Annotated in this window: 10 protein-coding genes and 1 pseudogene; 6 read left to right on the forward strand and 5 right to left on the reverse strand. The window is 44.8% G+C overall.

The window, feature by feature from the left end:
* Nucleotides 1–40: 40 nt before the first annotated feature.
* Nucleotides 41–700, reverse strand: a complete 660-nt coding sequence (locus ACUVJL_RS33545; protein ID WP_445249782.1) for a hypothetical protein — start codon at nt 698–700, stop codon at nt 41–43.
* 22 nt (nt 701–722) lie between these two features.
* Between ACUVJL_RS33545 and ACUVJL_RS33550 the strand changes: the two genes are divergently transcribed.
* Nucleotides 723–887 carry a hypothetical protein gene (locus ACUVJL_RS33550; RefSeq protein ID WP_445249783.1) on the forward strand — a complete coding sequence of 55 codons (165 nt, stop codon included), beginning with the start codon at nt 723–725 and terminating at the stop codon, nt 885–887.
* 44 nt (nt 888–931) lie between these two features.
* Here ACUVJL_RS33550 and ACUVJL_RS33555 read toward each other — a convergent pair whose 3' ends face one another.
* Nucleotides 932–1,957, reverse strand: coding sequence for a YihY/virulence factor BrkB family protein (locus ACUVJL_RS33555; RefSeq protein ID WP_445249784.1), 1,026 nt, complete (start codon nt 1,955–1,957; stop codon nt 932–934).
* A 150-nt stretch (nt 1,958–2,107) separates the two neighbouring features.
* Between ACUVJL_RS33555 and ACUVJL_RS33560 the strand changes: the two genes are divergently transcribed.
* Complete coding sequence (locus ACUVJL_RS33560) at nt 2,108–2,743, forward strand: hypothetical protein (RefSeq protein WP_445249785.1); 636 nt, start codon at nt 2,108–2,110, stop codon at nt 2,741–2,743.
* Nucleotides 2,744–2,859: 116 nt separating this feature from the next.
* Here the strand turns inward: ACUVJL_RS33560 and ACUVJL_RS33565 are convergent.
* Nucleotides 2,860–3,762, reverse strand: a pseudogene (locus tag ACUVJL_RS33565) (formyltetrahydrofolate deformylase); the annotation flags it as partial.
* A gap of 73 nt (nt 3,763–3,835) precedes the next feature.
* Nucleotides 3,836–4,186, reverse strand: coding sequence for a hypothetical protein (locus ACUVJL_RS33570; protein ID WP_445249786.1), 351 nt, complete (start codon nt 4,184–4,186; stop codon nt 3,836–3,838).
* Between the two features lie 321 nt (nt 4,187–4,507).
* On the opposite strand from ACUVJL_RS33570, the gene ACUVJL_RS33575 reads away from it, so the two are divergent.
* Both ACUVJL_RS33575 and ACUVJL_RS33580 read left to right on the forward strand, forming a co-directional pair.
* The gene (locus tag ACUVJL_RS33575; RefSeq protein WP_445249787.1) at nt 4,508–5,434 is read left to right on the forward strand and encodes a DUF4384 domain-containing protein; all 927 of its coding nucleotides are present in this window, start codon (nt 4,508–4,510) and stop codon (nt 5,432–5,434) included.
* A gap of 233 nt (nt 5,435–5,667) precedes the next feature.
* Nucleotides 5,668–8,838 carry a CHAT domain-containing protein gene (locus tag ACUVJL_RS33580; protein WP_445249788.1) on the forward strand — a complete coding sequence of 1,057 codons (3,171 nt, stop codon included), beginning with the start codon at nt 5,668–5,670 and terminating at the stop codon, nt 8,836–8,838.
* Nucleotides 8,839–9,099: 261 nt separating this feature from the next.
* Here ACUVJL_RS33580 and thrC read toward each other — a convergent pair whose 3' ends face one another.
* On the reverse strand, nt 9,100–10,224 hold the full coding sequence (gene thrC, locus ACUVJL_RS33585) for a threonine synthase (RefSeq protein ID WP_445249792.1): 1,125 nt from the start codon (nt 10,222–10,224) through the stop codon (nt 9,100–9,102).
* A 120-nt stretch (nt 10,225–10,344) separates the two neighbouring features.
* On the opposite strand from thrC, the gene ACUVJL_RS33590 reads away from it, so the two are divergent.
* Both ACUVJL_RS33590 and ACUVJL_RS33595 read left to right on the forward strand, forming a co-directional pair.
* Nucleotides 10,345–10,626, forward strand: coding sequence for a hypothetical protein (locus ACUVJL_RS33590; protein ID WP_445249789.1), 282 nt, complete (start codon nt 10,345–10,347; stop codon nt 10,624–10,626).
* A 723-nt stretch (nt 10,627–11,349) separates the two neighbouring features.
* A complete protein-coding gene (locus ACUVJL_RS33595) occupies nt 11,350–12,402 on the forward strand; it encodes a fatty acid desaturase (RefSeq protein WP_445249790.1) in 1,053 nt (350 codons plus the stop codon).
* Nucleotides 12,403–12,669 lie beyond the last annotated feature (267 nt).

The following is a 12,669-nucleotide window of genomic DNA, read 5'->3' on the forward strand; positions in this document are numbered from 1 at the left end:
TTTTACAGGCCGAGTTATCTATTGGGCTGTCTCTACTAACTTACTTCCGCACCATCACAGAGCGAATTACAGCATTCGGCTGATACTTATTAGTCTCATGAACAATGCCTTGACTAGCCCCGTAAACCCCCGCATATTGCCTCCCTTCAGCCTTGGGAGCAAAGCGAATTTTTTTATTAGGTTGGTTGGCAAAGACAAGTACTTCTTGCGATTCATAGTCCGTGTTATAACCTAAAGTAGCCTTGCCGTAAATTGCCTCTGCTTGTTTTAAGGTCATTCCCGGCCCGACACCCTCAACTGTTTTATAATTGGGATTGTCAGTCATTAAATCTTCAATGACATCCGCATCTTTCAGCTTTGTACGAAAAGGATAAATAATCCAATATTGCACTTTTCCCGACTGGCTGACAGCCACAGCATCAAGGCCATCAAAATAACTAGATTCCTTAAACTGCGCCGTGGAACCCAGAGCCTTTTTCAATTCTCCGAAAGTCATCCCCAGCTTCGCCTCGCCAATTCCGCGCTCGGAAATTGTTAAACTTGCAGAAGGTGTTTTTTGAGCAACCTTTACCGCTTCTGGCAGCGCATTTGTAGCCACAGGCGCCACAGCGGCACCGGGAGTCGAAATTAAGGTGAGGTGACTGCCGATCGCCAGCAAAGCAGCTATCATTGATCCAGACAAAACTTTAACATTCAACATGACTAATTCTCCTAGATTTCAAATGCGACTATCTACCCGCATCTTTTGGACTATCCTGGGCCTCACCCTGCTAGTTTGGATTCTCAGAGGTGTTGGCCTCTTGACATTCATTCCCGGTGCTGTTATTTGGATACTGGTTTTGCTTTCTTTTGTTGCGGGTATCCTCAGCACTTTACTCCGTCGGTAAGCCAGCATCCTGCCAATAAAAATTCACAATTCAATATTAACATATTATTTTAATTTTGATTGTTTGATTGCCTTTCCCACGGTCACATTTAACTGAGCGCCGATCAGCATTACCAAAGAAGAAAGATCGAGCCACAGCAGCAACACAATAAAAGTTCCGATCGTGCCGTAAGCCCAACTAAAATTGCCCACATGCAAAACATAAAACCGAAATAAAGCTGAAAACACCGCCCACAAAATAGCTGCAAAAACAGCTCCCGACAAAATAGGAATATCTGCTTGGCGGCGGCTCGGTCCGTAGCGGTAAACAAAGGCAAAGGCAAGTGATACAATTCCTAAAGAAATCGGCCACCGCCACAGCCACCAAACACCTAACAGTTGCGACTCCAAAGGGCAATTGTCGGCGAGCAGCAAGCAATTTTGGAGATCTTTTAAATCGCAATTGGCGACGGACTCCAGCAGGCAACTCTGACGTGCAATAGCTTGTACAATTAAGTCGCTGACAAATACTACTCCTGAGGCCAGAATCAATAGTATAATTGTGCCGATACTCAGCGCCAGAGAAATAAGTTTGGCTTTCCAAAATGGTCGAGTTCGATCGCTCGGGATTTGATGGATGCGATCGAGTGCAGTCATCGCCCCGCTCATTACTCCAGAAAATGCCCAAAGCGACACCAAAAAACTCACCGAAAACAGCCCTTTATTGCGTGTTAACAGAATTTCTTTGATTAAGCCGCGAATCAAATTCCGAACGTTATCGGGTATTACCTCCCCCAAAAGACCGGCGATTTGATAAAGTGTTGACTGCAAAGGTTCAAACAGAGCGATCGCAGATAAGATAGCCAACAGCCCCGGAAACAGCGCCAGCATACAATGGTAGGCCATTTCTGCTGACAGCCCCGGCAAGCGCTGCTCTCCCGCCTTCGCGCCGACTTCCTTGAGCGTGCCCCAAGTCAAACACCGACAAAAAAGCCAAAAACCACCAAATTTTCTTTTGAGAGCTCGAAGCAGTCTCAAAAGCGCCTTAAACAAAGCTAAAATCAGGTAGCGCAACCAGTAAAAAATGTTCATAGCGCACAGGAGACGGGGAAGGGGAAAATGGAAAATGGATGCAGGACGATCGCGCAACTGGAAATAAGGAGCGTTAATTAATTAAGCCATTACCAATGCGCCATGGTTAATCTAAAATCTAAAATCTAAAATCTAAAATCTAAAATCAATATGGCTCAGGATGTCAGACAGTGGTTAGATGAAATCAAGCGGCTGCAACAGCAGTTAACAGAAGTTTCGCGCGATCGAGATGAGGCCGGTGAAAGTGCTGCTCAGTGGCGCCAACTCTACAATACCGAAGCCGAGCAGCGGCGGAATGATGCCAAATTAACTCAGCAAAGCATCGCTTCTCTGCAACGGCAGATAGAGCAATTACAAGGTTTTTCCCCCATTGTGCCCGAAGAGGATGATGCTGGAGTTGCTCGCCAGGAGGAGGTTGCACAATTGCAAACAGTAGGCGAACTTAAAGCTAAGTTAGCAGAAGTTCTCCAAGAGCGCGATCGGGCGATCGAACAAGTTAAAGAACTCTCTCAAGCCCTCAAACAAGAACAAGCCCGTCACGCCGAGACTAGCAAAAATTTAACTAGCGCTCTCGGAGATGCCGTTGATTTACTCACGAAAGCACAAACTTCTTCCCCTGCAAAGACAGAGACAGTATATTCTTTAGAGATATTACCTACTCGCACGGAAAATCCGGGAGAAACGGCTCTGGAAATCCGCCAAGCTTCCGCCCAAACCGGCAGAACTTCCGCCCAGCTTCCACATTCCAAAAATCAGTTACTCGATCTACCGCCGTTGGGGAATTAGGAATTAAAAATTCAGGAATTGTCGGCATGGCGATTACCATCGGCAGGTGGGATTTAGTCACCGATGCGTTGTTTTTCCTTTTCCTGCAATTAGGCGACATTAATTCATCCGCTTCTTTTGCGAACCAAATCAGACACTTCATCGCGGTGAGTGACGCGCACAACATCTTGTTCTATAATCGGGCCAGCATCTAAATCTGCTGTAACATAGTGGGCTGTTGCACCGATAATTTTTACCTCTCTTTCATAAGTTATTTCGTCGTAGGAATTTGCACCTACAAACGCAATACGGTTCAGTTAAGCCCGATCCCCCCTAGCCCCCCTTCTTAAGGGGGGGACAAGAACTTGCTCAAAGTCCCCCTTCTTAAGGGGGATTTAGGGGGATCTCCGAGGAATAAACAGTTTTAACTGAACCGTATTGCCTACAAACGCGGGTAAAAATGAAGGGTGAATATTAATCAGATTGGGAAATTTTATGATAAAGTATTGACTCAAAATTTGCAGATATTTAGCCAAAAATACTAAATCAATCTTATATTTTTCAATAATTTCTAACTGTTGTGCTTCTTGAATAGTTTTATTGTCTTTAGTAATGGGAATATACTCAAAGTCGATACCGTATTGTGCGGCAATGGGCTTTAAATTTTCATGGTTGCTGATTATCAGGGGGATTTCACCCCTAATTTCTTGCGCTCGCTGTCGCCAAATCTAGTCTAACAAACAATGATATTGACGGCTTACAAAAATCGCGAGTCGCCGAATTTTATGGGAGAAATGCAATTGCCAATTGGCTTATAACTTCTTGACAATTTCACTAAAAGCAGGTGTTATTTGTTCGGTGGTTAAGTCAAAACCGTCTCATTGCCATTCTAGCCTACTCAGAAATAATCCAGTGGTAAAATCTGTATGGTGATCCGCGTGGATGATGCCGTTGTGGGAGGCGATAAAGTTAGCAAGTCAGGCGACGAGTCCTTTGCGATCGGGGCAGGCAATTAACAGGGTTGCAGTAGGGCCAGTCATGGTATAAATGCAAAAGGGTTGGGTTTTATTTTAGGCGATCGCATCGGGATTATGGTGAAATCGCGATCGTCAATTATTTTACAGTTTTGGTTTCTTCAATTAGAAACTTGATAAATGGTTTTACTCCGATCGCACGGATCGAAACATCGACCGCGACTAAACCAATTGTAGCAGCGATCGTTACTCCAAGTATCCAAGTTTTTACGCCTCCAGGGGTTCCCTTGATTAAAGTACAAATTATCTGAAAGGGTTTAAGAATGCCCTCGAATTCTTCGAGGGTTTTTTGGAATTTAGCAATATCCTGATTATAGGCTTCAAAGTTCCTTTGGTCTTGCTCTTGTTTGACCTCTAGGCGAATGAGTCTTTCTTTTAAGTCCTCCAAGCCTTCCAATTCTTCTATGAGCTTTTTATTTTTGTTAAACATGGTGGTTTCCTCTAAAACTTACAACGATAATAACGAGCGCTTAACTGAATCTGCAAGTTTTGATAACGGATTATGTAGATATAGCAGGAGGCAGGAGACAAATGTTAGCGTCGCAAGGGTTTCAGCAATCGATAGTGTCCTAATCGCCCTGGCGCTTGCTATAAAAATAGATGTCAAAACTAAAGACAGTATCAATAAATTTAAAGACAATAGAGAAGAAAGTAGAAATTAGTAGAAAATGCTATAATTAAGTTGTTAGGTACTTGCCAAGCTTCCGAAGCATTGATAGACTGATGTTATCGTCTATCAATGGTAAAGACAATGAAATTACCCAGGTATGAAGACCATGAAAAAGACTTCATTGAAGCAATGGCAACGAAATTTTGCTTTACTGGCAAAACTCGGATAGTATTTTTGCAGCGGTTCTGCGAAAAAAATGCAGAATTGAATGATAAGACTTTAGCTGATGAATGGCAAGGTGAATTACTAGAGGGAACTAAAAAGGAAGAGAAAGATCCAGCGGCTACTAAAAAAAGTGTAGATGCGGCGGCTACTATTTTGCGCGATCGTTTACAGGTAATTTGCGACAAGCTGAAAGATGAAGGGTGCGACTTTGGGGAAACTGAAAGAGGCCGCTGGAAAATAGGTAAAGCATGGTTACAAAAAGTTAAGTTTCCTGAATGGGCAAAAGAACAAGGGTTAATTAAACCGCGCACAATCGAAGAATGTTGGGACGAATTAAAAACAAAAGCTACAAATTCCCAGTCCAAGACTGATCAAGAAATACAATCAAAGTTAGTTGTGGAAAGATGGAAACCGCAATTAGAAGATATGGGCGCAATACCCAATATTCACCGTCAAAAAGTCCCGATGAATAGCGATTTAAATTATCGGGTGATTTCTCCTCAAGTCGGATATTTAATCTTATTTGAACGAGAACCTAACGGCACGATTATGTGTTTATGTCCTTCGGAATATGCCCCCTCATCCTACCATGCAGGGAAAGAGACGGTGTTACCTCATCCTGACTCGGAGTATGAATCTTTTGGCTCGGATGAGCTAGGATGGGAACAACTGCTTGCTGTGGTTACTCCTGAATTACCGCCTTTTGCGTGGTTGGAAGATAGTCGCCAGGAAGCCTTAGAAGTCAATCAAGAGCATTTAGCAGAAATCTTGGACTATGTGAATGGTCAAACGAACGCTGAGGTGTTATATACGCAATATTTGGTTGTTGCCTCTCAGGGGTAATACAGATATCGGCTTTTGCACAATAGACTGGGTTTCTTTGCCGATAATTCTGCAAAAAGCTGGTTTTTTGGGCAAGACTTCGCAAAGAAACCGGGTTTCTATGAAAAATCGAAGATTCTCAACTAGATATTTACGAAGAAACCCGGTTTCTCGCCTCGATGTGGGTAAGTCCTGTTGGGGTTTGTGGAGAATAGCATAAACCCCGTTTTTATCAAAAATAAAGGAAAAGGGAAATGGATTTTTTCAATCAATTGGCTAAGGGTTTAAGTCAGGGTTGGAATACATGGCAAGAAATATCTTGGGCAGAAAAATGTCTATCTTGTCGTCAGCTTTCTAACATAGGCAAATTTAATAAAGCCATCCCTATTGCTGAACAAGCATTAGCCTTAGCTCAATCTCTTCACCCAGGCGATCATCAGAATGTGGCCCTGAGCCTGAATAACTTGGCAGAACTCTATAGAAACCAAGGACGCTATATGGAAGCTGAAGATATTTTCAAAAAGGCATTAGATATGTGGCAACGCCTATCTAATGCCGATCATTGTGGTGTAGCACTGGGTCTGAGTAACTTGGCAGCAGTCTACAGAGAGCAAGGACGTTACACGGAAGCTGAAGCTTTCTGCATACAGGCCTTAGAGATGAGAAAACGTCTATTAGACCTCTCCAACAATTCTGGTGGGGTAGTAGGCATCCTGCCTGCCTTTGGCAGGCTTTTCTCGAATCGTGATGTGGCAATGAGTCTGAATAACTTGGCAGAACTCTACAAAGACCAAGGACGCGACGAGAAAGCTGAACTTCTCTCCCTAGAGGCGTTAGAGATGTGGCAACGCCTATTTACAGGCGACTATCCTGACGTAGCAACCAGTCTTGATAACTTGGCAGCACTCTACTACTACCAAGGACGTTACCGTAAAGCTGAACCTCTCTGCATACAGGGGTTAGAGATGAGAAAACGCCTATTTAATGGCGAACATCTTGATGTAGCACTGAGTTTGAATAACTTGGCAGGACTCTACGGACAGCAAGAACGCTACACAGAAGCTGAAGCTTGTTTCAAACAGGCATTAGAGATGTGGCAACGCCTATATAATGGCGACCATCCTGGTTTAGCAAACAATCTGAATAACTTAGGATCATTCTACCAAACCCAAAGACGCTACAGTGAAGCTGAACTTCTCTTGCAACAGGCATTAGAGATGTTCCAACGGCTATTTACAGGCGACAATCCCAATGTGGCAGCCAGTCTCAATGCCTTGGGATTACTTTTAGAGGCTACGAACCGTTCTCAAGCAGCGTTTGAAAAAATGCACCAAGCCATCGAAATGGAAACTCGCTTAATCCGTCGTAATTTTGCCTTTAGTTCAGAAAAAGAAAGACTGCAATCTATTAAAAATAATAGACCTAGTTTTTATATTTTTCTCTCCTTAGTTTCTCAATATTTCTCCAACTCTCCCGCAGAAGTCAGACTTGCCTTAGATGTAATTCTCAAACGCAAATCTATGACGGCGGCGGCGCTAGCTGCGTTTAACTTTGCCATCCACAGTCAACGCTATTCCCACCTCAAACCCCAGTTTAATCGCCTTCGTTCTTTGCAAGAACAACTGTTTCACCGCACCAATAACCCTCCCCTTCCAGATTCAGAAAAACCCATAGAACTTTATCGCACTCGTTTGGGAGAGTATCAAAAAGATATTGCCAAATTAGAACAACAATGTCAACAATTAGAAAAAGAACTCGCCACCCAAGTTCCTGAAATTCAACTGCAAGATCAAACTGTAGATCGTCGGGCGGTTGCGTTGGAATTACCCGCCAATGCCGTATTAGTGGAATATGTGCGGTTTAATCGCTATGATTTTACAGCCACCAAAGGTCAAAACTGGAAATCTGCCGAATATTGGGCATTTATTTTACCCGCCGAAGATTCCGAGGCGGTGCAGATGATTTCATTAGGTGAAGCCCAACCCATTGACGAGTTAATTGAAAAAGTGCGTCAAGTTTTAGAATTAAAAACTCCTTCAAAACAAGGAAAGGGCAATAAAAAGGGTACTCTTTTCAAGAAGTATCAATATAACCCCCAATATCCCAACGCCCTACGCGAAAAAATCTTTACTCCTCTCCTTTCAATTCTGCAACCTTACCAAAACATTTTTATCGCCCCAGATTCCCAATTAAGCCTGATTCCCTTTGGCGTTTTGCCCGTCGATGAAACCGGCGAACAGTTATTAAGGGATAATTATCAAATCAGTTATCTCAGTAGTGGCAAAGATGTTTTAAGATGGAAACTGGAGACAGACCGTAAAGCCTCCGAATCCTTAATTATTGCCAATCCTAATTTTGACTATCCTCAACCCCCTTCGACCAAACCCAAAACAGAAGGTTTATCTCAATCTGGTGCTAACTCACACAGTACAAAACCCGTTTTTCACAGTCTATCCTCAAAGGAATTTGACCCCCTTCCCGAAACAGAAACCCTAGCGAAAAGCATCGCGGAAAAATTAGCCATTCCCAATCTCTATTTAGGCGATGAGGCCGTAGAAACGCTGTTCTCTCAAACAGCCTGTCCGCGAATTTTATTAATTGCCACGCATGGCTATTTTGAACCAGAAAGTCCCTATATTCGCTTGACCCAAGAATTGCTCAACTGTCCTTCCGAAGAGGAAGAAAACCTCTTAGCAAAAAATCCAGATTTAGTCAATCCGCAATTGCTGATGGCAATGGAAAATCAAGCGGTAACTTGTGTGGCACAAGGCAAAGAAAATAGCGCGGAATGGTTAAGAAACTTTGTCCAGAAAGTCTCAGAACAATATAAAATATCTCCTGCACTCAACCTCACGGAAAACCCCTTAGATCGCTTTGCCGTGGCCCCGGCTAATAATGCCATGATTCGTGCGGGTTTAGCCTTTGCTGGGGCAAACACTTCGCGACAAGGGCAAACCTTACCCAAGGATGCGGGGAAAGGATTATTATTAGCTCAGGATGTGGCCGAGATTGATTTATGGGAAAATGAAGTAACGATTTTAATTGCTTGTCAGACAGGCTTGGGAGATGTGCAATTAGGAGAGGGAGTTTTTGGGCTGCGGCGTGCCTTTGCGGTGGCGGGATGTAAAGCTTTAATTATGAGTTTGTGGTCGGTGCCTACCCGCGCTTCTCTGTTGTTAATGGATCGGTTTTTAAGTGATGTTGAGCGGGGTTTAGGTAAGCGAGAAGCTTTATTAAAGGCTCAATCTTATATTCGCACACTTACGATTCAGGAGTTACAAAAATTGCCTTTAGGTCGCGATATTGTCGATGAGTTTATTGATAAAAAAGTTATTTCAGAGGAGTTTATTGAGGCTAACCCCGATTATCAATTGTTATCTCATCCCTATTTTTGGGGTGCATGGATTTCTCAGGGGGAAATGTAGAATGTCGCGTTGAGGGGCGGGAGATTCGGCTATTGGTGTCAACTTCAGACTCAAAACCATAGGAAATGTCGCTTGTAGTTGAGTCTAGATCCCCCTAAATCCCCCTTAAGAAGGGGGACTTTGAGTAATTTTAGTCCGCCCCACAATGGATTTTAACTAAGAGTGGAACAGGCATCTTGCCTGTCTTATTTCTTAGTCCGCGAAGGCGGACTTCGTTTGTGTAGACGCGGTTTCAACCGCCGAGGATCTTGATATGACTTCTTAAAATCCCATCGCTCCAGCTACTGCATCCAAAGTCGGAGCAATGCCGCTTTTAAATAGATTGTTGCTGTGATTAATTGCCGTATCCGGGTCTTTCAAACCGTTACCAGTCAGCACGCAAACCACTGTCGCCCCAGTCGGAACAAGGTCTTTTACCTTCAGCAAACCGGCCACAGAAGCTGCACTCGCAGGTTCGCAGAAAATCCCTTCCTCGGATGCTAACAAACGGTAAGCGTCGAGAATTTCGGCGTCGGTGACTGCAGCAAAACTGCCGCGGCTGGCTTCGGAAGCAGAGATCGCCTGTTTCCAGCTAGCGGGGTTGCCGATCCGAATTGCCGTCGCTAGGGTTTCTGGGTTCGCCACTGCTTGGCCCGTTACCAAAGGCGCAGCCCCGGCTGCTTGAAATCCCATCATCTGCGGCAAGCGCGAACATTTTCTAGCTTGGTGGTATTGACAAAAACCCATCCAGTATGCTGTGATGTTTCCCGCATTTCCTACGGGAATGCACAGCCAGTCGGGGGCGTCGCCTAAAGCGTCCACCACTTCAAAAGCTCCGGTTTTCTGACCTTCCAAGCGGTAAGGATTGACGGAGTTGACTAATGTCACGGGATAATTGACAGCCATTTCGCGGACAATTTCTAAAGCTCGATCGAAATTTCCGCCAATCGAAATTACCTCCGCACCGTAAAGCAAAGCTTGCGCCAACTTGCCCAAAGCCACGTAACCTTCGGGAATCAACACAAAAGCTCGCATTCCCCCGCGTCGGGCGTAGGCGGCCGCCGAGGCCGAAGTATTGCCGGTACTGGCGCAAATTACTGCTTTGGCACCTGCTTCCTTCGCCTTGGAAATCGCCATTGTCATCCCCCGGTCTTTGAAACTACCAGTGGGGTTGAGGCCGTCGTATTTCACCAGGACGCGCACGTCTCGACCGATGAGTGAGGCGATCGCAGGTGCTGGAATCAGGGGAGTATTGCCCTCTTGGAGAGTGACTACCGGCGTGGTTTCCGTCACCGGCAGGTAGGGGCGATAAGCTTCGATCAAGCCCGGCCAGCCGTAGCGTTTCGGCGAGGCTGCGCGGGCAGCGGAGTTAACAGCAGAGTCAGTAGCAGGTAGAATCAGGGTCACGATGTCAAGGGTTTTAGGCAATGGCCGAAGAATTTACACTAATTTTAGCTCGATCGGTTAATTTGATGTTTAATACGATCGGTTCAGGTTAAAGTATCTTAATGGTGTGAGTAAGTAGAAATGTCTACACAATTACTGATGTCAAATAGTTCATCCACTCTTTCGAGACCTCAAACCGAGGCTAGCAATTCCGAAATGGCTAGTTCTTCGGTTCGATCGACCAGTTTTGCCTGCAAAGTAGATTCGGTGAAGTGCCCGTACCAAGCCGATCAGCAAGTTAAGTTCCTGCACCTGCAAGCGGAAATCGACTCCTTGCTGCTGCAAGTGCAAAGCCTCAAACAGCAACGCTCGATCGCTGGCTTGCCGGCTCTCGACCCAATTTCTGGTAGCAACAGCAATTAGCAGACAACAGCCGCTAATGCTAACTGTGCTGCCCCTGTGTTATCGGGAAATTGGGTTTAAAACCCCGTCCTTCCAGGACGGCTTTAATTTCTTAAACCCATTCCCAAAAATCAGGGAATTGCTGGTTTTTGTAGTGTAGTATGTATACTATAAAAGTCAAGGTTAAACTCGCAACGCCCTCGTGAAACAGGGACTCAGACACACTTTTAGGCGTAAACCGGGGGACAAAGAGCGGCGAAAACTCTCAAAACAGCTAGGGGCTTAATACAGCCTCATAACCAGAAAAAAAAACAATTCACTTTTTTTAGATAGGGTAGGGCATACCCGAATTCTAGGTCAATATCCTAGTACGCTTTTGGAGATAGGCCCTCTGGGGTGACTGCGAATCGGGCTCGTTAATTGGTAGGATTTCTACGGTTAAAAGGTTTGAGTATTGCCGCAAGGACGTAGCACTTAAAGGTTAGTCGCTGAATTAAGAATCCCCACACCTTTAGGTTGGGGAGTGTCAAAAAAACAAAGGTTTTGCTACCCGCAGTATTTTTTGCCAAAAGTGCTAGAAATTCCTAACTGCGGATAGCTATCGCTAGCATTTGCTAAAACGCGCTTGCCTACTGCTCAACTCGTCTGCCACAAGCTGGCAACGAGCTGACATTTTATTGCGCTTTTTTATGGCGCTAATTTGTTAAGCCATCCTCATGGCATACGGAGAATCGAAATCTATTTATGACAGCATCGATCGAAAAACCACTAAATTTGACATCCGCAAGTGACACCTCCAACTTGCGCCTCAAAGATATTCTCAAAACCCTGCCGCGGGAAGTGTTCGTCAAAAACCCCCGCAAAGCTTGGACAAAAGTCATCGTCAACGTTTTGTTAGTTGCTGTCGGTTACTGGGGCTTAGCAGTATCGCCTTGGTATCTACTGCCCCTGATGTGGATTTTCACAGGCACCGGATTAACCGGTTTTTTTGTGATCGGCCACGACTGCGGCCATCGGTCATTTGCTAACCGCCGCTGGGTCAATGATTTAGTCGGACATCTCGCATTCCTGCCGTTAATTTTCCCGTTTCACGCATGGCGGCACGGACACAATTACCACCACAAGCATACCAACAAAATTGGCGAGGATAATGCTTGGCAGCCGATGACAGCAGAAGACTACGCTGGCGCGTCCAAGCCTTTACAAATAGCTTATAGTCTAATATTCGGTCGGATGTGGTGGATCGGCTCGATCGCCCACTGGGCAAAAGTACACTTTATGTGGTGGCGCTTCAAAGGCAAACAGAAACAAGAACAAGTGCGGTTTTCAGTTTTTGTCGTTTTAATCGGTGCTGCGATCGGATTCCCGATTTTAATTGCAACCACAGGCATTTGGGGATTTGTCAAATTTTGGTTAGTGCCCTGGATGGTTTACCATTTCTGGATGAGCACTTTTACGATCGTTCACCACACAGCACCAGACATTTCATTTAAAGAACCCGAAGAATGGAACGAAGCCCAAGCGCAACTATCGGGAACAGTTCACTGCGATTATCCCCGCTGGGTAGAGTTTCTGTGCCACGACATTAACGTCCACGTTCCCCACCACCTTTCAACTGCTATTCCCTGGTACAATTTGCGCCTCGCCCACAGCAGCTTAAAGGAAAATTGGCAAGATCATCTCTACGAAACAGAATTTTCTTGGTCTTTAATGAAGCGGATTGCCGACAACTGTCACCTATACAATCCGGCTGGCGGCTATCAAACATTGCAGGAATTTAACGCTAAAAACAAGTAATTTTGAAACGGGATAAATCCCTAAACAACCCGGTTTTTTAAACAAAACCGGGTTTTTCGATATTACAATCCGTAGCCTTTGTAAGGTGAGGAATGCGTACCCTACTGTCAATATCACAATCCGTACCATTATTAAATCAGTAGACCTCTTGCAAAAATAACTAGGACGGATTGTGATATTGACAGTAGGGTACGCATTCCTCACCTTACAAAGGCTACGGATTGTAATATCGAAAAACCCGGTTTTGTTTAAAAAACCGGGTTGTTT

This window comes from Microcoleus sp. OTE_8_concoct_300, assembly GCF_031383065.1.
GTDB lineage: Bacteria > Cyanobacteriota > Cyanobacteriia > Cyanobacteriales > Microcoleaceae > Microcoleus.